Source organism: Enterococcus sp. AZ084, from assembly GCF_051714905.1.
Lineage (GTDB): Bacteria > Bacillota > Bacilli > Lactobacillales > Enterococcaceae > Enterococcus_B > Enterococcus_B pernyi.
In genome coordinates this window covers 1-26,289 of the sequence record NZ_JBIOSS010000005.1, presented here as the reverse complement: position 1 = coordinate 26,289, position 26,289 = coordinate 1, and the positions used below count along the sequence as shown (strand labels likewise).

Below are 26,289 nucleotides of genomic sequence, written 5' to 3'. Positions count from 1 at the left end.
TTTGCGCTAACATTTGTCGGTGTAAAACTCGTACAAAAAATTTCCCTCGTACTTTTGAAGTTCTTCTTACACCTGCTAGAACAACAAAAATCAACGTAATCAAACCGACTAATTGCGCTATTGGAAGTATCAATACTTGATACTCAAATCTACTATTTACGATCATCGGTTTTACAATAGGATAGATTTGAAAGTAACAAAAAAAGCCTACCCCAACTAAAAAAGGTAAAGCCATCAAAAACAAATAAAAGCGATAAATGTTTGTATGAATTTTTCTTATTTTAATCCCACGATACCGAATAAATTTAGAAATAGTGATTCCTCCTTTCTAAATTTATTTTTTCGATCTAATTAATTTTTGACACATGATATAATTTATCCTATAAGGAGGTGAACATATGGGACTATTTTTTTCAACCTACCGTGTAGAACATAACACAGGATTCATTATTTCTAATTGGACAACCGTCATAAAAAATTTAAACCTGAAAGAAGCAGAAAAATACGTTGCTGAAAGAACAACAGGAATGTTCAGCGAAAATAAATCGAAGTACAGAATTATCAAAGAATAGTCCAATTATTCACCATGCACATAAAATTTGCCTAGCCCTAACCATGCACACTTATACGCTGTATGCCACGCTAGGCTTATTTCATTATCTGAAAAACGATAAGCTAACTGCTTGTCACTCGTTAAATAATAATCTGGTTCTGTTCCTTTTGATTTAGCCAAATATTTTCCTTGTTCTGAATCAAATAGGATATTACCTCTAGCAAAATTAATAGGAAAAGAATAGCTCGGTGATTTTTTCACTAATTCTTCTAAGGTCATCTGTTCCTCCTAATTAGTTTGATTCTTTTTTGGATCTTTTGGAGTATTCGTCGTTCCAACTGGTTCAGTTGTTGGTTCATTCAATTTTTTGATATCTTCCGCAAAGACTTGAATGTAGCTACTTGCAAAATTTCCATTTCCAAAACCCAGTAAATTAGTCGTCGGATTGACTAGTTTTACTTTATCACCAGCAACCAATTCACGTAATGGTGTTTCAACTGGTACAGTAATAATTTCTTCAGATAATTGTTTCCTAGCAATTACAACATAGCGTAACGCTACTGGAATACGCTCACCTGTATCTTCATCTACTTCTGTTTTTGGTGACTTCATACGTAAAAAAGTCATATCTCCAAACGTTTCATCAGCATCAATTTCCATGCCTGCATTCAATTCATTTCTTTTAGCCATTTATTTTCCCCCTACACAGTTCCTTTTTTAATACTTTGAGCAAATATACGCCAACCTGTAATCGCTCCGCTACCTGTACTCTCACTGATAGGCTCAACTCTTACATCTTCAATTGACACCACATCACCGTAAGCAAAATCACTTAAATTCACACGAGTTGGAAAAATAACTTCAACTGCTTCTGACTGCTTCGAGCTTAATAAACGACAATAATTACCGACATGCTTACGAGCCTGTCCTGAACCTTGTGTATATTCTGCACCTTTAATTGGTTTTCCAATAAAAGATAATGTTCCAAATGTCTCTTGTGGTTTTATCTTTAAAAATTCCATGTATCGTCCTACTTTCTGTTTCTTGTTTTACTGTACTTGTTAAGTAAACATTGTCTGACAACGTACTAGTTTTTCCTGTAACTCTTTTTTTGCTTCTTCAAAATAAAATTCCAAAAAATTATCGATCTTTCCGTCTAACAGTTTATGGCAATAAGAGATAGAATCCCTTTGATTAGTAAACTGCTGTTCTTCATATTCTTGTAAACATTTTAAGTGAAATTTCTCTGAAATTTGTTTTAAACGAATCACTGCTTCGTTATACTCTTGTTCCAATTTACTTAAATGATTTGATCTTTCTTTTTCTGCTAGTTGATCTTTACGCTGATCAAAAAAACGGCTAAAATCCGAAAAATAATTGCGGACTTTTTCTGTAAATAATTGATTAAAGTAATCTGTATTATACACTACGCCTGCCTCACTTATATTTTGGCTTTTTTCTTGTGCTAGCTTTTTTTCAGGAATCATCATGGCATTTCTGCTCCAACCGCACACCTGAAATACAGACACTTTGTCAGTCAAATACCCTTGCTTATTCTCACGAAATCACAAGTTCCATCTAGTATCATCAGCGCTCGCTTTAGCAAGCGTCTTAAGGATTTTATAAATGGTTCCTCAACCAACTACACAAATGAACCAAATCGTGCTATAGTATAGTTTCCTAGGCTATGCTATGCACATTTGTTAATGTGTATATGGAACAAGAAAGAAGCTATTATTGGATTTTTTCTTGTTCACTATTCAGTTATCAAGGATCACTCGTTAAGAAATGAGTTGATTGTGATAACCGTAAAAAAAAACGAAAAAAGGAGTCAGTCGCCGTAGTAGCAACTGACTCCTTTTTTCACTGTTAAAACGTTGATTGCGCCGATAAATAACATGATTAAACAGACAATAGAATCCCTACGTTTTCTAAAAATTATATATAAAAAATAAATATAATAATTATAAATCGTAGAACTATTAGCAAGACTGTGTTATCATATTACCGTTGTGGCGCAAGCCATAACAGTGAAGGAGCCTACTTATACTAGGTCTTGTGGCTTTCTGGCGTCGAAGGGTTACCAGCCCTGAGCCTTTAAGCCTTCCTTCATTTTTTTTGTATCTACGTACACATAACTGACTGTGCTAAGTATCACAATCAACTCGCTTACGACTTTACCCTTAATTAAAATAATTGTCAAGTAAAATATCGGAATAAGCATATATGTAAAATTTAATCAATCAAATCTTACAAGTAAAAAGTTTAACATAACAAAACTAAATAAACAAACGCTTGTTCTTTTTTTATCTCCAAAAAATCATAACCGTTGAGTTTGAACTCATAATCGTTATTTTATATTAAATTTGAATTAGAAATTCGTGGTTTTTATCATCATTTTTTATTTATCCGAACGTTTAGTACTGTAGTTCGCCTATTCTATATTTGCGAATTTGATAATAATTTGCTATAATTGAATTAACAAAAAGGAGCTATGCGCGAACATAGCTCCCATGTAGAACCGTTAAAAAGACGGTGACAGATATTAATTGTTTTTTCAAACCATCTAACGACCTGTCAAAGTGTTTAGATGGTTATTTTTTGTCCTTATGGTCAATAATCAGCAAAACTAACGTCGCAAAAGCGATCATCAGTTGAATTGCTTCAAAAGTTGACACTTGCTTACTCCCATCTAGGGATAAAGCTATGAACCATAGGCATCACCCCTTTTTCAAGAGACTAGCCACCATCTTTTCACTTTTCTACCTCGCAATTATACCATATTCAAACGACATGAACCTTGCTATTTTTCACAGGGGACAAATTTGCGGATTAGATACTAATTTGCTATAATTAAATTAACAAAAAAGAGCTATGCGTCAACATAGCCCCAATGTAGAACCGTTAAAAAAACGGTGACAGTAATAAATAGTTTTTCTTTCAACCATCTAACGCCCTGTCAAAGTGTTTAGATGGTTATTTTTTTGTCTTTTTTAATTGTGACGTACAAAAATATTAAGCATTCTAGTTGTATTAAAAGACAAAAAAAAGAAACCATTCTTTTGACGAACGGCCTCTCCTTTGATTTGTAATATCCAAAACTATTATAGCACTTTATTTTCTGCTGTGTTGTTTTCCTGAAAACATTTATGATTTAGCAATAGACAAAAAATGCTACTCCATTCTACGAAGACAGATACTTCTTATCCACCTATATTCTTTAACTGCTCATAAAAATTTTCATGGGTTCCACATAACAATACAGGAATAACCATATTTTCTTCAATTTCATAAGCAATTCTATAAGTAGTTCCTGCGTAGTTAAATCCCCTAGACCAAATACCTGATAAATCCCCAGTCTTTTGACTTCCTGCATATGGATCAATTGCAATCTCGTCATAAATCATATTTAAAAATTTCTCTTTTAAAGGTTTTTCTTTTATCTTTTTTAGATACTTAATGACATGTTTTGAAGGAACGATCTCATAAGCCAATTTCTTTTGCCAACTCCTCTTTAGTCATAGCCTTAGAATTAGCAAGTGTATCTTTAGAAATATTACTAAAAGAAGAAACCAATTTATTTTTTCTATTCTTAAACTCTACAAGAATTTTATCTTTATCGTAGCCTTCAGCAATTATATCAGACAAAATATCTTCACTAAAATCAAAAAATTCCTTTTGTGGTTCAACAAATTCATAAAGAATGCCATTATCTACAAGTTTTGCCTCAACTTCTACTCCATTCGGAACATTAAAGTCTTTAGGAACTGTCAACATAATTGAATTACCTTGTTTTCTTGTTTTTGTAATCATATATACTCCTCATTTCCAATATGTAGTAATTACTTGGTAAGTACATTGTAGCAAAAAAAGCGTGTAATTACAAGTAATTACTAAACATGTAGAAATGTTATTTATTTAGTTAGTTTACATAATCCTTAATATACCAAGTATCAGCTCTACCAAGCCTTTTTTCCCCTGACTTTGTGAAATGAAATTGGTCTAGTTAAAAGTCACATAGTTCCATTGATTTTTACTTACCAAAAGTTTGTGAAATTCTTTGATTAATAAATAACCACTTTGTTATATTTAACCAACTTTTTAACATCTTTTCACAGACAATCCCCCACGTTAAGTTTTGAAATGAGCTTAGAATGCTCTTCCTATACCCCATTAAACTACCATAAACCAAAGAATACCAAACTTGCAAGTACTTCTAGCGGGCTAAAACCCGACTGTTGTTCCTTGAATCCCCTAAATTGTGCTACCCAAAGGGTTGCTAAGGCAACCAGCGCTAAGGCGCATATTATATAATTTCTTAAAATCTTTCTCTCAAAACCATTTGTTCCGAAAAGCGAGCAAGTTTTTATACTTGCCCTTCATTTCTTGCTATCAAACTTCTATTCAAGGTTATTAAGAGTTCTTTATTCACTAAATAATGTAAAAAAGTTAGAATAATCGTTGCAATCCTTCACTCGGTAATTCTAACTGATTGTTGTGCGTTTTGGTGTTGGGCATAGTTGTACCCTAAGAAGGACATTTCAAAAAAAATATGAAACATCGATCAGAGTACAACCTGCTAAAAGTCTAACGTCATGCCGACGCCTTGGAGCCACTAGTAACATCTCTCATGAGTTGGTGTTTTCACACATTGTCATTCCCTACGATCAAACAGCCCAATCGTAGCATTGAATGACAATTACCGATTCTTTCGGAATCCTGTTTGCCACCCTAGCCGTTAACGGTCGCCACCACCCTTAGGACACAAAGTCATGAGAGTAACCTTTGCTTATGTCCGCAACGCCATTTTATAGAATCGGCTGGCATATGACCTGTCCCTTTATTCCTAGTAAAAACTAGCAAGAGTTTGTCCTCTCTTGTCTTAAAAACTACCATTACAGCAAAAAATATGCTATAATACAACAAAATGGATATTGAGTTTAAAACTCTTTTGCTGGTCACGAACGCCAATTCGTGGGCAGTTTTTTTTATTCAATTAAATTCAAAAGTAATTTTTTATATAAGTAATTTAACTTACACTAAAAAAGTTACCTTATTTCTATAATTTTGTAAAGAAAAAAACGAGACTCATTTATAAAATATAATTTATAAATTATATTTTATAAATTATATTTGACTTTAAAAACCCTTGTGTTAAAATGAATATTAGAAATATTTATAAAATATATTTTATAATTTATAAATTGCAATTTATATTTGGGAGGGTTCATTAATGGAATTAACTAAAGAAAATTTACAAATAGTCTATAACTACCGAAATGTAGTAAACAGACCCCTAACCGTTACTGTAGCAAATTCTAAAGGGGGAGTTGGGAAAACTACTATTATAAGATACTTGAGTTATGTGTTAGCTAATATGGGATTTCGTGTATTGGTAGTAGACGCCGACCCTCAAGCCAATACATCTAAAACTATGTTACTAACAAAAAATTATCATTCTAAAGACGACGAGATATTTATAATAGAAAAAACTATGCTTGCTGGTATTGTTGAAAAAGACTTATCACAACTAGTTATACCAATTATTGACAATTTATTTTGTATTCCATCTCATGTCGATTTCAAAAATTTCCCTAAATATTTAAATAAATTATACGGCGACGCAATAGAAGGAATCGACGATAATTACATGGAAATTGAAAAAAATAGAATTTCTGTATTAAAAAATCTAATTGATCCAATAAAAAAAGACTATGATTTTGTTCTTATTGATACCCCACCAACAATGTCTGACTTTACAAAAAATGCTGCATTTGCTTCTGACTATATAATTATGGCATTTCAAACTCAATCGGATAGTCTCGACGGAGTAGAAGATTATCTAAATGAAGAAGTTGGTCCACTCGTTGAAAAATTTGGTTTAAAAACAGAAATCGTTGGTATCTTGCCTAACCAACTAAGCAAAGGAAGTATAGATAATACTGTAGTAGCAGACGCCATAGAAAAATTTGGTGAACAAAACCTATTTGATAATATTTTACCTTTTGTAAAACGAGTTCAATCTACACCAAGAACTGGTCTAAATATAGACACATATTGGGATAAATTAGCTTATGACGAAGTTTTCGTCCCCTTGGCACAAGATTTTATCAATCGAATTAAAATATTTGAAGGAGAAAACAAATAATGACAAATACAAAAATGGGATTTTTCTCAAACAAAGATAAACCCGATACATCATATAAAAAAATTCCTACACCAAAATCTTCTTTTAATGCAGATAACGAAGAACTTTTAGAACATGTTCAAGAAGAAGAAGACGTACTAAAAATAAATTCAAAATCTCTAGGGATTCCTGCTTCTGTTTGGTGTGAATTTATGGCTCTATTAGATACAACTACCGAAAATGATTATACTTATGAATTATTAGAAGAACTTATCCATGAAAAAACAGCTAGATTTACTCATGAACAACAAGTTTCTTACACACGATCACTTGAAAGAAAGAAAGAACAAGAACGTGAACGTATTATCAAAAAGCAAATGAAGAAAAGAAAATAAAAGGCATTATAAATTATAAAATATAATTTATAAAAAGATAAATATGATAAAAGATAAATTATCATATTTATCTTTTTTTCTTCAAAAAACATTTACACAAAAACACAAATGTAAATGTGTAAATGTCTTCAAATAGCATTGTAGCAAGGATTAATCACCTTAAAAAAGGTATTAGCTTATTCTCTTTTCGGAATAATTAAATACTATGCTTATTAATATAATACGAATAGGTATGATAACCAGAAGCCGAAGCTACGTAGAAACTAAAGCAATCAATACCAACCTCGTTAATCAATTGCTGTCCGTAACCCCAAATATCATCAAGTAATTCCTCAAAGGTAATATATCTGCATTCGTACTTCTGAATTATATTCATAGCTGACTCCATTTATCTAACTCTTAGATCTCAACAAAGTATTGGCAAAATAAAAAAAGAAGATACAATTTTTTTGAAATATCTAAGAAATTATGATATTATTTTTTTAGATATAGGAATGATATTTCGCTATATCGAGCCTCGCGGATGTACTCTGGCGAGTTTTTTTTATTTAAAGGTTGATTTTTATTTTTAGTTTGCTATAATAATTTTAGATACAGGAATGATATTTCGCTGTATCGAGCCTCGCGGATGATATCTGGCGAGTTTTTTTTTGCTTTTTTTCAATAATTCAAATAATTAATTGTCTTATAACGTAATTTTTTATCTAAAATGGACTTAAAATCTATAATTTCTTCATCTGGAAATTTCAAATTGATAAAATAACCAGATTTCAAATTACTTTCATCAGAAACTAACCCCATTTTTTTATATTCCTCAAATCGTGTTTCTCCAGATATCATAGAACACAACATGTCAACTAGTTCCAAACCACAATGATTAGGTATTAAATCATGGCCTACTTCTTCTTTTCTAATAAATCTTATTTCATCTAATATTTCTACTGCATGTTTTTCTCTGACATTATCACTACCAACAGTAATCGTATGATTATATGCTCTTTTTAAATCCGTACGAGCGTCGAACTCTTTTCCGTCAGCATCAAATCTTAATTTAGTATATATTTTTTTCGGTAATTCTTCATCTAAATATAACCCCTCAGGAATCTGCTTCCCTTTATATTCTTGCTTCAGTAAAGATAACATCAACGAATCTAAATGTTTTCTCATAGTAACATAAGGTACTGCATTTAATAGTCTAGGCGCAACGTTTCTACTTGGTTTTTTGAATTCAAAATTTTTTATTTTGTTTCGTTTTATTAAGTAACGTTGCTTTTCCCAAATAAAATCTGTATGAACAATAAAAAAATTTGCTTCATCTAACATAGCTTTAAGCTCTCTAAAAAAATCTTTCAATTTTTCAACTGAGAATTCTCCATCATCTAGAAAATTTGAATACCCAATATTTCCAAGATTTCTCTCTTCAGGATTAATTAATTTCTTATATTCAACAAAATGCATGGCTTTTTTACCATCCATGTTATACTTTTTCCTAAATTCTGACCATTTTTTTTCAAAATCATTTTGATAATAATCTTTTTCAAACGTTAGACTAGTAATAGAATATTCTTGCATATCGAAATTAGCATTTTCTTTTTTCATAAGTTCTGTTAAATAATTTCTTTTACATTCATCAAGATACGTATAATATAAGGTATCTTCAGCCAAACCAATTACCTCCATTCGCTTATTCTTTACAATTATACATCAAATAAAAAACAAAACCATGTGTATCCTGCATTATTTATATTATAGCTTCTATATTAGATTAAATTTGAGTGTAGTCTCTTTTATTTACTGTAAAGGATTAGACACAAATCGACTAATCTTTTTAAAATCAATTAAATTTCACTTCTTTTACTCATACTTTCCACTCCTTGTTTCCTCTTGATCGCTTTTATGACCGTCCCTTTCCGTATGTAACGATCAATAGCTATTTGTTACAGTATCACAGGCAGTCGAAAATAAAAGGGTATATAAACAAGCAAGCTTGCCCTTGTATTTTCGACTGCCCATGATCCTTTCTCTGCACAGCAACCGATCGAAACATACTGGCGAAAATGAACAATCAAATCTAAAAACGAAAGGAGAAGAATGAAACAAGTCATAGTATGAGCAAAAGAAGCGAACAGCTTCCCTCCCTCACACCAGACAAAAATGGTTGTTGTAAAAACTAAAAAGAAAAGAGAGAAAACAATGAATAGACTAGATCAAGCATATAATAAATTAAACCGTATCCGTACAGAACAAGCAGAAACTCAGCAAGCAATTAGAAAAGAGAACGATTTAATTCCATTCGGACAACCAAATATAATAGGGCGCCCAGATATTTATAAAACAGTCAAAAGAAAATACGAAAAATCAAGAAATCTACTACAAGAAGAAGAGAAACAAGAAAAACGTATTGAAATGCTCGAAAAAGTTGAAAAATTCAAAGAAAGCAATGAATTAATAAAAGATATTCATGTCGTTGGAAAAACTGGCTATGCAACGGTTGGCGTTAAAACAAGCGTAAATAATCTTGAATATTTTAAAAACCAGCTAAAAGAAATGGAAGAAAAAAACGAAGAAGCAAAAGCCTACAATAAAACAAAACCTAAAATAAAAATGAAAACGCTAGGTGCTGATATTACAAAACTAAAAAAGAAAATTGCATATCTGGAGCAAATGGAAGAAAGAGAAAAAAATCAGGTTTTAAGCGAACAAACAAAAGAATTAATAGACAATGGCGCAGTTGTCCAATGGAAGAAAAAGCCTATCTATTACTTTGTCAAAGGACTTAAAAAAGTAGCCTTAGAAATTGACGAAAACGGTAATTTTATCATTTCCCCTCGCTATCCTGCGTATGACGAAAGCGACAAAGATTTTATAAACAACTTATTAAAAAGCACAAAAAAAGAAACCTTTTGTTAGGAACAAAAGATTTCTTTAAATAAAACCTATTCTATATTTAATAATACAATAAAAAGCACTGACTAACAATCATGTTGACCAGTGCTTTTTTATATAACGAACTTTAACGAGTCCAGACATTCATTTTCATTCGGCTTTATAATCAAACGTCCCTCATTTTTTTCGACTGCAGACGAACTATTTAAATCTAATACCGAACATTAAACTTTGTTTCCCAAAAAAACTTTAAATAATTTTTGCCCCTATTTATCTTTTATCACTTTAATCACTTTAAACACTTTAAATACTTGAATACTTGAATACTTGAATATCGCATTATCTATTCTATTAAATCTATTGTCAACGTAAAAAAGAACCTTTAACAACTATCAAAAAGCTGTTAAAGGTTCTTCTTTAATCTGCGAATTGCCCTGATTTATAAACTACTTTATAATTCCCTGATTGTTTGTCATGATCAAATTGAGAATCAATCTGATACTTGTCTAATTCATCTTTAAATAAATTAACTTGATATTTTCTGTTAAGGTCATTGGGTTCACCTTCGAATGGAACCCAACTATCAACCAGATATAATTTAGTATCCGTATCATAATAAATTAGAAAACTAAAATCATCCTCCGTATAGCTATATCTTTCCTCTTCTACATCTATATCACTATTATCAATTCGGGTTTCCCTTTCAATAATTTTATCAATTACTTCTTGTGTTCCCTCATCTTTTTTTAAAGAACCTCCACAAGCACTTAATAACACTATAGCCATACCAGAAACCAACACTAACAACCATTTTCGCACAATATCCGACCTCATCTTTTTCTTTTAATTATAACAAACCTCAACCAAAATAACACACTTAATTAAATTATTCACATGCTCTTAGTATTTTTCTTTGAATACCTGTTCTTCGAAAGACTCAATTTTATTCTCACTCGTGATTTGACAAATTAACACACTTTGAATCGTAACATTGTTTACTGTGGACTCACAAAAAATAGAATAATGTGCTGGGTCGTCCAAATTTTGATAAATTCCTTTGACAAAACCAACCGAATGATAAGCGACTTCAACCTCAATAGCCAGTCCGTTTTCTTCAATCATTTCTGGTGTTCCATACTTTGCCAATGCTTTATTTCGATCATTAATCGACTGAAAATTATAATAGGCGTTCGCAAATTCGTTTAAGACTTCTTTCTCTGACATTTCTTCTCCCTCACTCTCTCCATCAATTTCAGCTACAACGCTCGTATTAGTAGTAGGAGAAGAGTCTAACGTATCCTCGCTAGTCGATATTTCTGTTTGCGGACTATGGTTGGCGTCATAAAAAAGGTCTTTCGAATCCGATTTTGTTTCATTCGATTTTTCAATACTACAACCACTTAAAAAAACAACTAATCCTAAGATAATAAAACTAAAACTCGCAATTTTCTTCATAAACTTTCCTTTCCATTCGACTTATTTAGGTGGAATGACAATCGAGGAGATCGCGCCAGAATGATAAAATTCTCGATCTAACTTCGCACAGACCATCCCTAACTCCGTATTCTGTTCGTAGGTTTGAATCCGCCCACCTTGTAACCCTCGGATAATACCTGTATGACCGTACGTAGGATCGGCACTCCATGAACCTACTTGTCCACCTCTTGACCAGTTAATAATCGCACCCACTACTAATTGATCATAACTAGGATTTTTAATGACTTTCCAGCCGACAGCTGACCAGTCATAGGCACTGCCAATATCAGAAGCAGACTCTGTATTGCCAATAACATGGCTTAACGTATAACGAGTCCCTGCACCTAAGCCACAACCATTTAAAACGCCTGAATATTGGGCTGTAAGTCCATAACACTGTCCATTGCCAACACGTTGTCCTAAAAGGTTTTCTAACTCTTTTAAGCCTTGTGATCCAGTTGCCTGACCTGTCGGAAGACTAGGAGCCAAAGTTTGCCATTTTTTTATCGCAAATTCATCATAATTTGTTAAATGATTGGCTTCAATAATGGACATACAGCTAGTGAAATAAGGACTACTTTCAGTAATTCCCGCTGCGGCATAGCCACCACGCCCCAAAATGAGTAAACAATCTCGTGGATCTTTATTGCCCACCACGGCATTAAAATTGGATTGACTAGCCAACATAAAGCCATAATAACTAAAACTCGCTTTTACAGAAGGAAACTTCATGTACCAGCCCCCTTCTGAGCCATTCACGCCTCGAGCGGAACCCTTAGGAAAGGGACAACCAGCAAACCATGTAATACCAAAAAAATTATTATCTTCTTTAGCGGGCTGAGAAGTCCCCCATGCACTTTCATACGCCCACTGACTCATTACGACACTAGGTAACAAGCGATACTTGACCGCTGTTCCTACAGCGAACTGCGCCACTTCATCAGGGATATTCCCTGTGCCTGTTATTTCTGGAAATTCAGGTAATTCTTCGGTATATTCGCCTGTAAATCCAATCTCTTCCCCACCAGTTGAGCCGACGTCATCTAAAACACCACCAAAGAAAAAGATAAAGAAAAAAAGAAAAAGACAAGGGACAGCGACAATCCCTAGCCATTTCCATTTTCGATACTGTTTAACTGCTTTCATCTTCTGCTTCTTTCACATCTTCCATATGAATCATTACTTCTTCTTCCATCGTTAGCTGATCGTCGCTGGCTTCATGAGTATCGGTTGAATGTTCAGGAGAAATAATCGGTTGATCTGTCTGATGGTTTTCTAAATCGGACGAATCTGTTACTTGATTTTCAGAAGGAGTCGGTGACTCGTTGGAACCGACTGTAGAAGGTTCTACATTCTCGATAGATACAGGCTCTTTGTCCTCTATTTCTTCGATTACCTCACGCTCTTTGATTTCAGAAGGCGTTAGATCATCAAGTGATTCCTCCTCAAATCCTCCCTCTTCTGGCTCTATTTCTAGAGGTTCCACTTCAGATTCTTGCTCAAAATCATCAGCTATTTCAGGTAGTTCGCTTAACTCGTCTTCATCGAACGCTTCGTCGTAATCGTCATACTCTTCTGGAAGGTCAAGCGCCTCATAATCTTCCTCAAATTCGTCTTCTTCCGCCCAATCTTGTTCTGGTATATCAAGCGAATCTTCCTCGAGTTCTTCTAGTTCTGACGGCTCTTCTTCGTATTCAAAAGTCTCTGAATTTTCTTCCTCGTCTGACTCCATCATAGTTGGATCTTCCTCCGTCAACCGATCATTCGACGTGTGATCCTCCTTATCGGAATTGGAATCGGAATCCTCAAATCCTTCAATTAACGACCGTCCAACCTCATCAGAATTCATAGTTGATTGACGCCCAGTTAAATGATTCGCATTGTTTCCTTCCCCTTCTGTCTCTGGATCTTCTGTTTCTGCTAGTTTGTCTTCCGTTAACCCCTTCTCTCGGTCGCTTGTGTGTAATCCTGAATCAGGGATCGTCACATTTCCAGTGATACGACCACCAGTCACAAAGGATAAGATTTTCCCAGAATTTTTATAAAGCAGTGTAATAACAATAATTTTAACAATTAGCGCCAAAATACACGTGACAATATCGACGGTTCCAGCCATACGAATAATCGAATAGTCAATCAATGTCATCATAAAATAAAAGATAAACAAACCTAAAGAAATAAAGGCGCCACCTAAAAAGACCGCTAAAATCTTTCCTAACGCATTGAACAAGGAATTGCCAAATTGTGGGATCATACTTAACAAGGAAACAATCGGCAGTAAGAATAACATACAAAAAATCAATAATTTTAGTAGAAATTTCGTGACCGCAATCAATAAAAAGACCCCGCCAACAAAAATATTATTCACTAAGGAATACATGGAAATAAATAATTTATCCCAGATACTATCAGGTGTCAGATACACATTTTCTTCACTTGCTTCTTTTACTAATTCGTCAATTTTGTTTATTTTTTTTTCTTTCTTATCTCCAGTGACTTCATTTTCTTTATACAAGAATTTTTCCTGTTCTTCTGTGATTTGGACGGTTCCAAAATTGATCATAGAATAGGGCTGTTCGATCGCCATCGTAAAATACGCTTCTCTAATACGATCTACGGACGATTGTTCCCCCACATTTATCGTATCTTTCGCAATCTCGCCATTTTCTCCAAATGTCGGTACTTTGACCGCTTTAACAAGTTGCGTTTCAAGATCATCGGCTAAATGGTTTATGTCTTTCATATACTGTTCGCCATTACTATAGATCACTGAGTTAATCCCAATAATACAAAAAAGTAAAAACATTTTCTTTAGCGCTTCATTCGGATTTTTGAACATAAATACACAAAAAATTGAAAAAATTGCCACTAAAAAAATCAGTATCCCAACGGAACTAAACAATGAATTATACATGGCAATTATGGTTGTAAAAACCGAGCCGATTGTTTGATCAAACACATCATTCGATAAAAAAATCTGTAACCCCAAATCAAATACACGATAAATCCACGCATTCGCAGTCAAAATAAAATTGATCAAACCGTTCATTGCTTGATAGAACGTTTCACTGGCGCTAAACCAAAAAGAACCTTTTGTGTACAGTAAGGAACGATATGAATTAAGTGCATAATTTCCCATGTCATTCCTCCTTAACTAAACCGTTGTTCGGCATTTGAGCCACTGGTTTCTTTGACCGTTTGGAACAGTTGAAGCATTTCTGGGAAAAGAGCATGCACACTGATTTTTTGCACATTTCCATAAGGATCAAGCATTAAGCACTGTCCTTTCTTCATACCAGATAACCACTCTTTATTTTTTTCTGAAACAGTCACTCCGACATGTTCCAATATTTTATCTTCTTCTTTTGGTTCATTGAAAGCAAAAATCGTACCAAAGTTTCCATGATCGTCTTCTTGATTCACATCTGCAACAGACTGTGTAGAATAGATCAACATATTATTTTGTGATCGACCAACACGTTTCATCGCATTTAAGACTTTTCGACCAACAGGTGACGTATTAAATAGCCATGCTTCTTCAAACACTTCAAACGTTTCTTCCTCTTCATTCATGGCACCAAATCGTTCACAAAACTTACCTAATGGCACCATTAATGCTAAACTACTTTTTTCTGCCGTCGTATAAAATCGTGGATCATCTGTTTCTTTTGGTACAGATAAACCTAAAACTCCGACAATCGTAATTCGGTTAGTAAAGCTTAACCCCTCCGTGTTTCCGTTACTAAAACCTAAACGCAAGACACTACCAGCTACTTTTTCAGCTAATAGATCCCCTACTTGTTTCACTTCTTTTTCTTCATGCCGTTGAAGCTTTTCAATCACATTCATCATGCCTACACGCTTACCTTGCGCTCGTTCTTCAATGGTTAAACGGATATTACGTGAAACTTCTGTTTGTGCTAAACGACTATCATCTAAATTGATAATTTGATAAATCATTGCTTCTGCAGTATCTTTTGCGTCAGTACCCTTTAAAAACACAATAGGATCAAGAACACCCCAGTTTTCTTCTTTGTCAGGATCAAGTGCGACTAAATGAAAAGATCGCACGAGACGATAAAGATAGGGATATTTCTTTTGATTTTCTTTTTTCGCTAGGAAAGCCTTAATTTGTTTATTTTTTTCTGTCTTAGGATCAATAAATAACCCTTTAACGTCTAACATTGCCATATACATGAATAATAAACTGACCAAGAATGATTTTCCTTGCCCAGTTTCACCAGTGACTACTTGGTGTAATGAAGCAGTTTTCATTGCCTCATTATATTTATTTGCGACAAAAGGGTTAGATAAAATAATATTACGACTTCCTCGAATCGCACTTTGCAATGTACTGGCAGGTGTTAAATGGGGATCAACACGACCTAAATACCAACCAGTATGATAACCCACACGTTGATTGATCGCTAATAAATTTTCACAAAAACCTGCAACAGTCGTTGTTTGAACCCATTTTTTATCAGCTGTTTTTAAACTCTCACCCATCATAAACTTGTAAAATAAATAAACTTGTTGGAATTGCGCACGAGAAATCTTGATTTTGCGTGCTTTGAATAAAGAAATAATCATCCCTACACGTTTTCGACATTCTTTCTCATCTTTGGCATATACGACAATTCCACCTAACCAATCGACAATTTCTTTTTCAGCATTTAATTGCTCTTGCAAGTTTCCAACGACTTTCCGACTGTCTGAAATTTCTCGACCTTCTGCGTTTCCTACTGCTCGACTCTCTCGAACCACATTCTTTAAACGTAAAGAAGATCGATTCGCCTTCCCTTCCATGCCTAAAGACCCCTTAGTTTGCGTGAAATTCAATTTAAACCGAAGTTCCACCGGAAATGGCAAGGTCTGTACAATCTCCGCTACGTGCATATAAGAGACTTCTAAAGGGGTATCAGAAATAGGCAACAACGCAATCGCGCTCTCACCTTCAATACTTTTTAATTTCAATACACCTGCTCGACTGCTTGGATCAATTTCAGAATCAGTAATATTTTCCAATGTATCGTTGGCATACTCTTCTTCTAATGTATGGGGCATATTCCGAATAAAGTTCAGTCGGTTCAAATACTTCATTTCTTCTTCACTTAATGGTTTTCCTTGAAACAAATTCATTTTCCGTCTGATCAATAATTCAGCTTCTCGATAAGCTAGAAATTCTTTTTCGCCAACAACAACGTCATACCCTAGTTGTGTCACCACATTGGTACGGAATTTTTCATACGTTTTTTTCATTCCGTCTTTAAATGAATCAATCAATTCATTGGATTTCAACGGAACCCCAATAATCCAATCATAGGTATAAATCAACCCCATTTCATGTTCCAAACGTTTAATCGTATTTTTTGCATAGTATCTCGCTACCTCTGGTAAATCCTTACAAAACGAATCCGATAATTCTTCAAATCGTTCTTCTAATGTCATGTCTTTTGGTACCATAAAAATATCGACATTTCCACTTTCCTTTAGCTCACCTATCAAGTGTCGAAATTTTGCCTTTACTTCTTCTTTCTTTCTATCTGCTGTTACTGGCATACTGACAGATTGAATACGATAATATGCCCAAATTTCATTATCTTTTGTATACATCATATTCTCGTATACATGCTTTAATGGTATTGCTAATTTCACAAGATCCCTCCAAAAAAGCTAGGAGAATTTCTCCTAGCCCATTTTTTCAAATTGTATTTTTTCGTCTACTTCTGCTCGATACTTGTTATCCTGATAAATTCTTTTAGGAATTAGCTTATATTGAAGAATATAGCTCACAGAATCCCATAGATAATGATAAATTTTTAGACCGTCTGGCTCAACGCTATCGTACATCATCGTGACACTAATGGGGATCAATGCATAACAAGCTAAATCAAGACCAGGTATCACACCTAACATGATCATCAGCGGTTTAAATATGGTAAAAAGAGAAAGCAGTGTTAATGCAAACACCGCAATCTTTGTTACTTTTATCGGATTTTCTAATGAGAATTTTTTTGTCAATTTTTGTACCATATAAGGAACATTTAGTGCTTTTTTATAGTTGTATAAATTCTTACGTTTCATGGCTTATCCACCAAAAATTGGTTTAAATAAATGACCGATAGAATCGAAGATAACCGCTGGATCACTGGCTAAGAACCAAATAAACGCCCCTACAACAATGGTCGATACCATCAGGCCAATCTTTTGCTTAAAAATGAAGTAACAACATAAAGCTAATACAATAATCCCTAATGCTGTTTTCATTTCTCCAGTAAACCATGTTTGTGTGCTACTTAGCGTTGGTTTGGCTGCTGCTAGATAAAAACTCGTTGATAAATTTGCAAAACTGGTTGATAACATATTAATTTAGTCCTCCTAAATAATGATTCATTTTTATAATTTTGTATTGATCGCCTTCTTTTGAAATTTCAAAAGAGAAGTCTTCTTGGTGTAATGCACTTGTGGCATTTTCTTTAAAGGTCGCTCGAACATAGCCATGAATCGAACCTTCTGAATCATAGTATTCAGAAGTATCAATCGATTCTAAAGTATATGCTTCGCCCATCGATTCCACATCGTTCATCATGTATTCAAGTTCTGCCTCTGTTCCACTAGCATATTTTTTTAGAAATAGTTCGCAAAAATCATTTACATTTTTATGATCAGCGTCCGTTAATTTATTTCCTTCTTCTTCTACTTCAATACCAGAAAAGCCTGTTTTAAAACTTTCATTTTTAGAAATGGAAGGTAAAGAAACTAAACTAAATTTTCCGTTGTTTTCTACTAAATGAACGACATATACGGATTGATCTTTGACTTTTTCTTCTGCTTGTTCCGTCAATGAAACAACTCGATACTTCGCATGAATGATTTTATCGGTCGTATCCACATCAATAAGTTCTGACGAAATAAATTCACGATTGACCGTACTACTCTCTAATTTTAATGAGACATTATCTGCAAAATAAGATTTTAATGCTTCATTTCTCGTACTCATTTCTACACTATTTGTAGATAAAGGAATGTACGTTTCAAAAAATTCTTGCATATAAAAATTCATTCGGTAAATGGACGAATAATTGGATTCATTTGAACCAGCGAATTCTTTAGGAAGTTGAGTCACACTCGCCTGTACCTTATCGACACGAGAACTTAACCCTAACGTACGTGTGAATCCAAGCACACTTATACTAACTAATAAAACTAAACTAGCTAAAAATAAACGATTAAATGTTTTAGCCTGCATTGGTTTTAAAGACTGTTTCCTAGTCTTATCTTTTTTAAAGAATTTTTTTGGCTTAGACTCTAATGCAACAGCAAAAAACTGTTCCTCATTTGCTACATTCGAATCGTTGTCAATCTCCTGTTTTTCTTCTGTTTCTTCTTTACCCTCATTCTCACGAATCTGTTCCTGTTTCAGTACTTCCTGTTTTTCTGGCACTTCTTGTTCTTCTTGCTCTTCCTGATCAATTTGACTTGTTAAAATCTTTCTATGAATAAAATCAATACGTTCAATTGCCTGTTGATTGTAATAATGCTCGCCTTCTTCATCAATCAGTACAATTTCTCGTTCATTTACGTAATAAAATTCATTTAAAATTTGTTCACGTGAAATAGTTGAATCATACGCATAATATTCTTTTTCATAAATTTCATCATTTAACCGAACGGTAATTTTATAACTATCTGTCCGATCACCTTTCACAAGATAAATTTTCGACTCTTCTTTTTTGACGCTTGTTGGTGTGTCTAATTCTCTAAAATGCACTGGCTGTCGAGTTTCTTCCTCCTCTCTTCTTTCCTGTTCCGTTGCTTTTGTCTTTTTTTGCTGTAAAAAATGAGCTAATACATACCCAGCCACTCCAATAACTACAACAAGACAAACAATAAATAAAACTATTTGTAACGCCACATCAACACCCCTTTCTTTAAGTTTTGCTCATCTTGACCCACAATAGATTTTCTTCAATTTCAAATAACATCTATTGCTGTTTGGCTCTTATTCTGTAAAAAAATAATCTAGTGATACATCAAAAAAATTTGCAAGTTTTAACACACGTTTAACATTTGGTAACGTCGTTCCTGCTTCATAACTGCGAATGCTTGCCGTTGATACCCCAGCCAACAAAGCAATTTGTTCTACGACCAATTCACGTTCTTCTCTGATTTTTTTTAACTTTTTTGAGAAAAGCTCTGCTTTTAACTTGTCTTCCTCATAACTAAAACGAAACATGTTCTTTCTCCTTTTCTAAAAAACTGAATTTAGTCAAACGCTGTAGTAATTCTTTTCTGCTTACATTTTGGCAATAAATTTTAATTTCATTTGGTTCTGATTTACCAAAATATCGAACTTTGTAAAAATCATAACGATAACCTAATGAAAGTCCTGTTTCGCTGTACATTACTGTACCTTCAATCATCAAGCTAGTTGTCTTTGATAATTTTCGCTCATAAAGTACTGGCACCCTTGGCGTAAAGGGAAGATCATTGCGATTTGTCCACTCACACACTTTTAAATAATCTTCTCGATCTTTTGAAGTCGGACTGCTAACAAATGCACAAAAGCCATACTTATTTTTTAAAATAGTATTTAAAGGTGGGCTAAACGAATGTTTCACTCGACTAATTCTCCTTGAACAATGACTCGATTATCTGTTGTTTGAACAGTTTGACAAGTAATTAGGGTAATCGTCGGTTTTCGAGTTAAATTTAATTTCTCTGTATTTCTGAAATCGACAACCTCATTTGAAATCACTTGATAATGATAGGTTTTTCCTTGTTTATCTTTTAAATAGATATCTTCGCCCTCTTTTAATTGATAAATAGACGTAAACATACTTCCTTCAACCCCCATGTTGTGAGAAGCCAGTGCATAGTTTCCACGCCCCATTATCGGATTAGCTAATAAAGTTGTCGCTCCATAAAGCATTTTTTGATACGTTGTCCCTTCTAAAATAGATAATTTCAATTGAATCGTTGGGATTTCAATTTCACCAACTACTTGATCAGACATATGCTCACGATTACTTTGCGCATGGTTGATTTCTTCAAGTGTTGGGCGCTCCATTTCAGAAAAATCTTCATTACCTGCTGAATCAAGCTGACTTGTATTCGTCAATTTTGATTCTTTTATCGGTGGTTTGCTACTTTCCTTAGACGCAGTCTCGCTCTTATTGCTTGTCCCCGATTCAGTGAGTTCTTCTTCACGAGTAGAACTTTCTGATAAATCGTTACTTCGACTTTCTTCTATAACGCTTGTATCACTCGGTTTAATTTCCCCTTCTTTTCCTTCTGAATGGTCAATACTGATATGAATGATAAAAAAAATCATATAAGAAAGAGCAATCAGACCGATTCCAATTGCTCCAAATAAATGTTTTTTTTTAGTTGTTTCTCTCATTCTTTTTACCTTTCACCAAAAAGACACCCATTAGACACAAGGCAGACACAAGACAGACTAAAACAGTTACCACTAATAATTGATTATTTCCATTATCAATAGCTGTTGGTGGTAAAATTTCAGGTTTTTCTTGTGGCACAATAACATTCACTTGATTCGTTGTTTTTTCTTCATCGCCAATTATTTGGTAAGCGATATTCGATACACGAATATTTCCCGAATCATCAACGTAACTTGAAAAGTCAACATCTGTCTTTACCGTTCCAGAGATAGTTAATCGATATTGCTTTCCTGCTAAAATAGAACCATCTTCAATTGACCATGTAGCTTTTTCCGCCTCTTTATCAATAAGCAAGTTCCCTTTATCAGTAATATCTGTAAATTCGACCTGATCCCCTAGATCAGCGATTTCCATTTTGATTGATTTATCATCTAACATGAAAACATCTTCTAAATCATCATAAATAGAAACTGGCTTTCCAATCGAAGAATACGGTACACCTGTTGGATTAGAAATAACAAATTCAACAACTTCGCCTTGTTTCACTTGTGATACATCTACTTCTTTCCCATTGGAATCTTTAATTTTTTTAATTGGGTTATCATCTGGTGTCTCGCCAACTTTTGTTTGCGTTTGATTCGTTAATTTTTCTTGATTATTGATTACCGTTTTTGCTTGATTTGGAAAATAATACATCTTCTCTTCTTGATTAAAATATTTATCGAGATTCATTGCTTCACTAACGTTCGTATCAAAGCTAAATGTATACGTATGACCATAAAAATCTTGCGTATTCAAGGCTTCTTCTGTAGCTACAACATGTACTTTGTTTCCTTCAGATTGATCTTTAAAAAAGTTGGAACGATCTTCGCCAGATTCATCTACTACTTTGACCTCTGATATTCGTTCTAGTTCTGGTATAATTTCATCAATCATTTCAAACGAGCGGTGATAAAATTGTTCTAATTGCCCTGAAATGTTTTGAGTAATACTATAAGTGAATGTTTCATTCATTTGCGCTAATTGATTTTGTGTCACTTCTTTTTCATCAATATCCGTTACTGTTTTTTCAGGATTAGGATCATCAGATCTTGCAGGTTTAACCGCTGTATTCCCAAACCAACTCCACTCCCAATCATTATTGACTGGTAATTTATCGGTCGCATGGGCTGATCCAAAACTAACTGTAAATTTTGATAAATCTCTAAATAGCACTGTAAACATCGCATGAATGTCATAATCATCACTTCCTTGATTATTCACTTCTGCAAATGTCTTTGATTTGTCCTCATTTTCTGTTAAAACTAACCAGCACGTAGGATCTGCCAGAATACCTGTGGATTTATCTAACATATCACTATGCAACGTAATATATTGTGTCCAATCGATATCAGAAAAAGTATAAAAACCATCTAAATGAATAGGTTCATTTGTACCAGCTTTCAAGAACTCAATACTGAAAGTCGCTTCTTGAATCCTATTTTGATAAACCCCTACTTGATCTCTCGTATTAAAAGCAATTTGACCATCTGTTGGTACCTTTCCATCAGTCGTCTTTCCTTCCTTAAAATCCTCGATAATAAATCTGGCGTCCACCTCTTCCCCAAAAGCACTCACATTGCGATAGATAACCCCTGACTTTCCTTTTTGAACATCTTTTATTGGAATACTAACCGATCGATCCTTTTGTTCACCTTCTGGAGTCTTCATTTTTTCACTCCAAGAATCACCAATGGTTTCGACCGTTGTCTTCCCCTTAATAAACTGAACAAAAAAACTATAATCAGAAGAAATAACTGTATCATCTGTAACCACAGTCGTATTAGGATCATCAATTAATTTGTTTGAACCATTCGTCTTAGTAACTTGTCCTAACTGCTCTGAATTTAATTTCACGCTTTCTGATAAACTGCTTGAATCACTACTGCTTGTTTCTGTTGCCCAAGTATTCACACTACTCGTTGCAACACCAGCAACCGTTCCTACAAGCATCATGGCAACTGCCACATGCTTTTTCATATTACTTTTACTAAAGTTCTTCACGTCACGTCCTCATTCCTATTAAATTTGAAACAACTAAAAAGGACACGATTTCTTTCGCCTCCTCTAAATTTGTTACTATTTTTATCGATCGTGTTAATTGCATGTTAAGCGGAACAAATCATTTCTAAGATAGGTGTTGTTTGCACTTCTATCACATGTTGTTGTTTCTCACTTAATTCAATTTCATCGATAATTTCTTGAAATTCTTGTGTACCTTTAATCTCATCAATTTCTTGTATGATTTTAGCAGTGGCAGCTGCTGTCCGTTTAAACCAGTTCTTTGATCGTTCATACAGCTGTTCGTTTGGTTCAACAGCTAAACGCATTTTTTCAGCGTCCCCTAAGAAAGTTTGCCATTTTCGGTTCACGCTCCAGTATTTTCTACTAACACCTGCTCTTCGATCAGTAAACAATAAATAATCTTTTATGATACCCAAGACAATATTTGCTAAATCTCCAGAACGCATGAACTCTTTTATCACCAACATTGCACGTTCGTTCTTAAATCGTAGTTCATAACGATTTTTTATTGGCACTTCTTCGACAGGAATCCCTAATTTCCGAGCTTGTTCGTAATTTTTTTGATAAAAAGTGATATAGAACTCACTTTTCTTCGATCCAAAATAAATACTTGTGCCTTCCTGTTTCTTTTCGGAAATACTTCCTGAGCCATTAAAATCAAATTTACGAAATCGTGAAATTAATTCTTGCCGAAACACCTTGTTTAAGAGCGTTGGTATACTTAAATATTCTTGATAATCATTGATTGCCAAATCAAGTCTTGTTACTCGGCAATTATATTCAAAACAGCAATAAAAAAAGTCGAACCACGTTCGACCTTGCGCTTCAAGAAAGGCTTCAAATTGACGACAACCTTGTCCTGATAGTTGAATTAATACACCACGTTCATCATTCTTCTTTGAATAGAGAACTTGGATATAATCTAATTGATAACCACCTATATAACCGTACAAATGTGAATCCACTTTGGCAAAATAAGCTTTCTCAATCTTTAACACATCTTTAAATATACCAGCAACATCATTTACAGGAAATGTGACTCTCAGATAATCAATAATACATTCTAACGGATCATGTCGATCTTGCATGGCAATATAGTCAAAAATTTTATTTAACGTTTCCTCAGAAACTCTCACTATATCACGCTCTAATTCACTGATAACCTGACGACTCACACCTATTTCCTTTGCAAACTCCGTTTGCGTCATACGAAATCTTATTCTTGAAGCTTTTACGCTTCTTCCTAAGTCATTTAATACTAAATTATCAATCGTTTCTCCCCCACTTAATTTAGTTGTCAAAATCACGATTTTTTTTCGAGAGTGTGCAACCAATGAAAAAGCTGTTATATCAGTCTTTAGAACCTCTGAAACTTGAATTTTACATCTCCACTACCCCCCTGTTAGAGTACGGGGGTCACAGCTTGACGAGCAAAGCTCGCCAAGCCCATTTTCCCCTGTATTTTTGCTTGAAAATGGCGCAAAACCAGCGCCTTTCACGAATTTGTAAGCTTACTGTTCAGTCCTCACACGAGGAGACCTCGTATTCGTCGTTGCGTTCAACGGTGGGCGCTAAAGCGCCCACCTCTCACAAGGAGACCTTGTTCGCTCCGCACAGTAAGCAACAACTTCGGAAAACTTTTCAACCCAGCAAAAATGGGGGAAATTCTTTTACGCTTCATTCCTATTTACTAACGGTCTGCACAAAAAAATCTTCTGTTATTAAATCTGTTTGAAATTTATTTTTGTTCTCATCAAAAAAAATTGTTCCATACCCTTTAGGATTTTCTAAGAAAATACGTGTTACCATATTATCTTCTATAGGTTCTAAAAATGGCTGGCTTCCTTCACGTACCGCAATAAGAAAAACGCCTACTACTCTTCCTTTTAACACAATATCCTTTATTATTTTCAATAAACAATCATAAGCTAATGAATCTTTGTTTTTTAAGAATAGCAAACCTGAATCTAGTTCATCGATCATAACAAAATAAGGCTTCATATCTAAATCAGAATAAGTTGCGCCCGAATTTCCCTCACTATATTCTCTAATATATTTATAACGCTCCTCAAACTCCTCTTGAGCTAAATAAAGGCTTTCCGCAAATTCATTTTTATCAAAAGAAGCTGAAACAATGCCAACTTGTGATAAATAATCAGCCATTTTTTTCAACAGATAAGTTTTTCCTGTAGCTGTTCTTCCTGTAATTAGCATATGCGGATTACTTTCAAAATGCCAAACTAAATTTTCTTTATTCTCCATTTTACTATATACCACCTTCAATTTCTAATTCTTTTTCAAGTTGTCCTTTCTCAACTTCTGATAAACTTAATCGTGAATAATCTTCTTCAATCATGTTCGGTATTTTAGACAAAGCTTCTTTAAAATCAAAGCTTTTAGGAACTAATGGGGAATAAGCTTCCCTTGGCATTCCTCCATCACTAATATAGCCACGTCCACGTACTTCATTATTGAAGAAATTCTTATTTTCTCCAGCTTTCCCAAAAATCATTCGATAGCCGTTTCCTTCCAACTTACCAAGAGAAAGACGTAAATTAAATTGATCTCTTAATTTACCATCAATATCTTCCGTGTCAGGGCGTTGGGTTGCTAGAATAATAAAGACACCTGCTTGACGACCTTTTAAAATGATTTGAGTTAAAGGCTTCATAATTTCTTGTCGTTTTTTAAAATCATCATTTACTTCTGCCATTAACGCACTCCATTCATCAGCAACTACAAAATAAGGTGCCATATCGTAGTACGTATAATCTGCTCCCCATTTATAATTCGAGTGTGTTTTCATATACGCAAAACGATTGATCATTTCTGTTTCAGCGTCTTTTAAGCAACGTACAATTCTATCAACGCCACTAAAGGCATGATTTTTAAACGCTGGTAATTCGCCAATTGCTACTAAGTCTGCGTTTTTAGGATCGCAAATATACACTGTACCTATCTTTGATAAATGTAAAATGAGCGTAAACAAGAAAAAAGTTTTTCCCCCACCAGTACCACCACCAATAAGCATATGTGGCATTTTGGCAAAATCCCAAGTAAAGTCTTTCATGATTTGAACTGACGTCTTTGTTACTTTCACATCATTAATTGAAATACGATTCGTTCCCAACCCAATTAAAAGCTCATGTTGCGTAAAACCAAGCTCGCTTCTTGAATCAATTAGATCTGCAAAAAACATTTGTTCTAATACAGGACCAATTTTCAACATTTGTTCATGATACCTTTTCCCATCGGTTGGTACTGTAATTAACGTTGTAAACTTTTTATGCCGATAGTACAACTTGGGAAATTTGATTTTTTCTTGTGTTTTCCCATCTGACCCTTTTTTTGTTTTTCGATCAACCCAATTACGACTAACAATCA

28 protein-coding genes are annotated in these 26,289 nt (G+C 34.0%); 4 read left to right on the top strand and 24 right to left on the bottom strand.

Features of this window, described 5'->3' with window-relative positions:
- Positions 1-398: 398 nt before the first annotated feature.
- Complete coding sequence (locus tag IGI79_RS15050; protein WP_438841266.1) at positions 399-572, top strand: hypothetical protein; 174 nt, start codon at positions 399-401, stop codon at positions 570-572.
- A 5-nt stretch (positions 573-577) separates the two neighbouring features.
- Here the strand turns inward: IGI79_RS15050 and IGI79_RS15045 are convergent, their stop codons facing one another.
- From IGI79_RS15045 to IGI79_RS15015, 7 genes are all read right to left on the bottom strand, one after another.
- Entirely contained in the window at positions 578-832 is a 255-nt protein-coding gene (locus IGI79_RS15045) for a hypothetical protein (protein ID WP_438841265.1), read from the bottom strand.
- A 9-nt stretch (positions 833-841) separates the two neighbouring features.
- A complete protein-coding gene (locus IGI79_RS15040; RefSeq protein WP_217563622.1) occupies positions 842-1,243 on the bottom strand; it encodes a DUF961 family protein in 402 nt (133 codons plus the stop codon).
- Between the two features lie 11 nt (positions 1,244-1,254).
- Complete coding sequence (locus IGI79_RS15035) at positions 1,255-1,575, bottom strand: DUF961 family protein (RefSeq protein ID WP_335884842.1); 321 nt, start codon at positions 1,573-1,575, stop codon at positions 1,255-1,257.
- 39 nt (positions 1,576-1,614) lie between these two features.
- Positions 1,615-2,043, bottom strand: coding sequence for a hypothetical protein (locus tag IGI79_RS15030; protein ID WP_438841264.1), 429 nt, complete (start codon positions 2,041-2,043; stop codon positions 1,615-1,617).
- Positions 2,044-3,147: 1,104 nt separating this feature from the next.
- Positions 3,148-3,231: a putative holin-like toxin gene (locus tag IGI79_RS15025; RefSeq protein ID WP_219336905.1), complete on the bottom strand. Its 84-nt coding sequence runs from the start codon at positions 3,229-3,231 to the stop codon at positions 3,148-3,150.
- A 525-nt stretch (positions 3,232-3,756) separates the two neighbouring features.
- A complete protein-coding gene (locus IGI79_RS15020) occupies positions 3,757-4,047 on the bottom strand; it encodes a type II toxin-antitoxin system RelE/ParE family toxin (RefSeq protein ID WP_438841263.1) in 291 nt (96 codons plus the stop codon).
- The gene (locus IGI79_RS15015) at positions 4,037-4,366 is read right to left on the bottom strand and encodes an AbrB/MazE/SpoVT family DNA-binding domain-containing protein (RefSeq protein WP_438841262.1); all 330 of its coding nucleotides are present in this window, start codon (positions 4,364-4,366) and stop codon (positions 4,037-4,039) included. The genes IGI79_RS15020 and IGI79_RS15015 overlap by 11 nt, the downstream gene beginning before the upstream one ends.
- A gap of 1,420 nt (positions 4,367-5,786) precedes the next feature.
- Between IGI79_RS15015 and IGI79_RS15010 the strand changes: the two genes are divergently transcribed.
- Together IGI79_RS15010 and IGI79_RS15005 are read left to right on the top strand one after the other, a co-directional pair.
- The gene (locus IGI79_RS15010; RefSeq protein WP_438846146.1) at positions 5,787-6,701 is read left to right on the top strand and encodes a ParA family protein; all 915 of its coding nucleotides are present in this window, start codon (positions 5,787-5,789) and stop codon (positions 6,699-6,701) included.
- Positions 6,701-7,075, top strand: coding sequence for a hypothetical protein (locus IGI79_RS15005; RefSeq protein WP_066026602.1), 375 nt, complete (start codon positions 6,701-6,703; stop codon positions 7,073-7,075). Before IGI79_RS15010 ends, IGI79_RS15005 begins: the two co-directional genes overlap by 1 nt.
- Before the next feature lie 196 nt (positions 7,076-7,271).
- On the opposite strand, the gene IGI79_RS15000 is transcribed toward IGI79_RS15005, so the two are convergent.
- Complete coding sequence (locus IGI79_RS15000; RefSeq protein WP_335884848.1) at positions 7,272-7,451, bottom strand: hypothetical protein; 180 nt, start codon at positions 7,449-7,451, stop codon at positions 7,272-7,274.
- 284 nt (positions 7,452-7,735) lie between these two features.
- Positions 7,736-8,740: a glycine/betaine ABC transporter substrate-binding protein gene (locus tag IGI79_RS14995; RefSeq protein WP_438846145.1), complete on the bottom strand. Its 1,005-nt coding sequence runs from the start codon at positions 8,738-8,740 to the stop codon at positions 7,736-7,738.
- A gap of 528 nt (positions 8,741-9,268) precedes the next feature.
- Between IGI79_RS14995 and IGI79_RS14990 the strand changes: the two genes are divergently transcribed.
- Entirely contained in the window at positions 9,269-9,985 is a 717-nt protein-coding gene (locus IGI79_RS14990) for a hypothetical protein (RefSeq protein ID WP_438846144.1), read from the top strand.
- 393 nt (positions 9,986-10,378) lie between these two features.
- Here the strand turns inward: IGI79_RS14990 and IGI79_RS14985 are convergent, their stop codons facing one another.
- From IGI79_RS14985 to IGI79_RS14915, 15 genes are all read right to left on the bottom strand, one after another.
- The gene (locus IGI79_RS14985; protein WP_438841278.1) at positions 10,379-10,780 is read right to left on the bottom strand and encodes a hypothetical protein; all 402 of its coding nucleotides are present in this window, start codon (positions 10,778-10,780) and stop codon (positions 10,379-10,381) included.
- Positions 10,781-10,861: 81 nt separating this feature from the next.
- Entirely contained in the window at positions 10,862-11,416 is a 555-nt protein-coding gene (locus IGI79_RS14980; RefSeq protein ID WP_438841277.1) for an EF0163 family protein, read from the bottom strand.
- Positions 11,417-11,437: 21 nt separating this feature from the next.
- Positions 11,438-12,583, bottom strand: coding sequence for a glucosaminidase domain-containing protein (locus IGI79_RS14975; protein WP_438841276.1), 1,146 nt, complete (start codon positions 12,581-12,583; stop codon positions 11,438-11,440).
- Complete coding sequence (locus IGI79_RS14970) at positions 12,570-14,576, bottom strand: CD3337/EF1877 family mobilome membrane protein (protein ID WP_438841275.1); 2,007 nt, start codon at positions 14,574-14,576, stop codon at positions 12,570-12,572. Before IGI79_RS14970 ends, IGI79_RS14975 begins: the two co-directional genes overlap by 14 nt.
- Positions 14,577-14,587: 11 nt before the next feature.
- A complete protein-coding gene (locus IGI79_RS14965; protein ID WP_438846143.1) occupies positions 14,588-17,092 on the bottom strand; it encodes an ATP-binding protein in 2,505 nt (834 codons plus the stop codon).
- Positions 17,093-17,125: 33 nt separating this feature from the next.
- A complete protein-coding gene (locus IGI79_RS14960) occupies positions 17,126-17,521 on the bottom strand; it encodes a conjugal transfer protein (protein WP_108146224.1) in 396 nt (131 codons plus the stop codon).
- Positions 17,522-17,524: 3 nt separating this feature from the next.
- A complete protein-coding gene (locus IGI79_RS14955; RefSeq protein ID WP_438846142.1) occupies positions 17,525-17,800 on the bottom strand; it encodes a TcpD family membrane protein in 276 nt (91 codons plus the stop codon).
- A gap of 1 nt (position 17,801) precedes the next feature.
- Entirely contained in the window at positions 17,802-19,352 is a 1,551-nt protein-coding gene (locus tag IGI79_RS14950) for a conjugal transfer protein (protein ID WP_438846141.1), read from the bottom strand.
- Between the two features lie 87 nt (positions 19,353-19,439).
- Entirely contained in the window at positions 19,440-19,673 is a 234-nt protein-coding gene (locus IGI79_RS14945; protein WP_023520789.1) for a helix-turn-helix domain-containing protein, read from the bottom strand.
- Complete coding sequence (locus IGI79_RS14940; RefSeq protein ID WP_077152099.1) at positions 19,660-20,058, bottom strand: hypothetical protein; 399 nt, start codon at positions 20,056-20,058, stop codon at positions 19,660-19,662. Before IGI79_RS14940 ends, IGI79_RS14945 begins: the two co-directional genes overlap by 14 nt.
- On the bottom strand, positions 20,055-20,840 hold the full coding sequence (locus tag IGI79_RS14935) for a class A sortase (RefSeq protein ID WP_438846140.1): 786 nt from the start codon (positions 20,838-20,840) through the stop codon (positions 20,055-20,057). Before IGI79_RS14935 ends, IGI79_RS14940 begins: the two co-directional genes overlap by 4 nt.
- The gene (locus IGI79_RS14930) at positions 20,824-22,884 is read right to left on the bottom strand and encodes a hypothetical protein (RefSeq protein ID WP_438841269.1); all 2,061 of its coding nucleotides are present in this window, start codon (positions 22,882-22,884) and stop codon (positions 20,824-20,826) included. Before IGI79_RS14930 ends, IGI79_RS14935 begins: the two co-directional genes overlap by 17 nt.
- A 104-nt stretch (positions 22,885-22,988) precedes the next feature.
- Positions 22,989-24,212 (bottom strand): XRE family transcriptional regulator, encoded by a 1,224-nt coding sequence (locus IGI79_RS14925; protein WP_253181796.1) that lies wholly within the window; start codon positions 24,210-24,212, stop codon positions 22,989-22,991.
- Positions 24,213-24,588: 376 nt separating this feature from the next.
- On the bottom strand, positions 24,589-25,167 hold the full coding sequence (locus IGI79_RS14920) for a hypothetical protein (protein ID WP_438841268.1): 579 nt from the start codon (positions 25,165-25,167) through the stop codon (positions 24,589-24,591).
- A 4-nt stretch (positions 25,168-25,171) separates the two neighbouring features.
- On the bottom strand, positions 25,172-26,289 hold a 1,118-nt coding region (locus tag IGI79_RS14915; protein ID WP_438846139.1), incomplete at its 5' end, for an FtsK/SpoIIIE domain-containing protein.

Bases quoted from the DNA above. Each gene is read 5' to 3' on its own strand.
- IGI79_RS15050 (WP_438841266.1), top strand. From the start codon at position 399: ATGGGACTATTTTTTTCAACCTACCGTGTAGAACATAACACAGGATTC.
- IGI79_RS15045 (WP_438841265.1), bottom strand. From the start codon at position 832: ATGACCTTAGAAGAATTAGTGAAAAAATCACCGAGCTATTCTTTTCCT.
- IGI79_RS15040 (WP_217563622.1), bottom strand. From the start codon at position 1,243: ATGGCTAAAAGAAATGAATTGAATGCAGGCATGGAAATTGATGCTGAT.
- IGI79_RS15035 (WP_335884842.1), bottom strand. From the start codon at position 1,575: ATGGAATTTTTAAAGATAAAACCACAAGAGACATTTGGAACATTATCT.
- IGI79_RS15030 (WP_438841264.1), bottom strand. From the start codon at position 2,043: ATGATGATTCCTGAAAAAAAGCTAGCACAAGAAAAAAGCCAAAATATA.
- IGI79_RS15015 (WP_438841262.1), bottom strand. From the start codon at position 4,366: ATGATTACAAAAACAAGAAAACAAGGTAATTCAATTATGTTGACAGTT.
- IGI79_RS15010 (WP_438846146.1), top strand. From the start codon at position 5,787: ATGGAATTAACTAAAGAAAATTTACAAATAGTCTATAACTACCGAAAT.
- IGI79_RS15005 (WP_066026602.1), top strand. From the start codon at position 6,701: ATGACAAATACAAAAATGGGATTTTTCTCAAACAAAGATAAACCCGAT.
- IGI79_RS15000 (WP_335884848.1), bottom strand. From the start codon at position 7,451: ATGAATATAATTCAGAAGTACGAATGCAGATATATTACCTTTGAGGAA.
- IGI79_RS14990 (WP_438846144.1), top strand. From the start codon at position 9,269: ATGAATAGACTAGATCAAGCATATAATAAATTAAACCGTATCCGTACA.
- IGI79_RS14980 (WP_438841277.1), bottom strand. From the start codon at position 11,416: ATGAAGAAAATTGCGAGTTTTAGTTTTATTATCTTAGGATTAGTTGTT.
- IGI79_RS14975 (WP_438841276.1), bottom strand. From the start codon at position 12,583: ATGAAAGCAGTTAAACAGTATCGAAAATGGAAATGGCTAGGGATTGTC.
- IGI79_RS14970 (WP_438841275.1), bottom strand. From the start codon at position 14,576: ATGGGAAATTATGCACTTAATTCATATCGTTCCTTACTGTACACAAAA.
- IGI79_RS14960 (WP_108146224.1), bottom strand. From the start codon at position 17,521: ATGAAACGTAAGAATTTATACAACTATAAAAAAGCACTAAATGTTCCT.
- IGI79_RS14955 (WP_438846142.1), bottom strand. From the start codon at position 17,800: ATGTTATCAACCAGTTTTGCAAATTTATCAACGAGTTTTTATCTAGCA.
- IGI79_RS14945 (WP_023520789.1), bottom strand. From the start codon at position 19,673: ATGTTTCGTTTTAGTTATGAGGAAGACAAGTTAAAAGCAGAGCTTTTC.
- IGI79_RS14935 (WP_438846140.1), bottom strand. From the start codon at position 20,840: ATGAGAGAAACAACTAAAAAAAAACATTTATTTGGAGCAATTGGAATC.
- IGI79_RS14920 (WP_438841268.1), bottom strand. From the start codon at position 25,167: ATGGAGAATAAAGAAAATTTAGTTTGGCATTTTGAAAGTAATCCGCAT.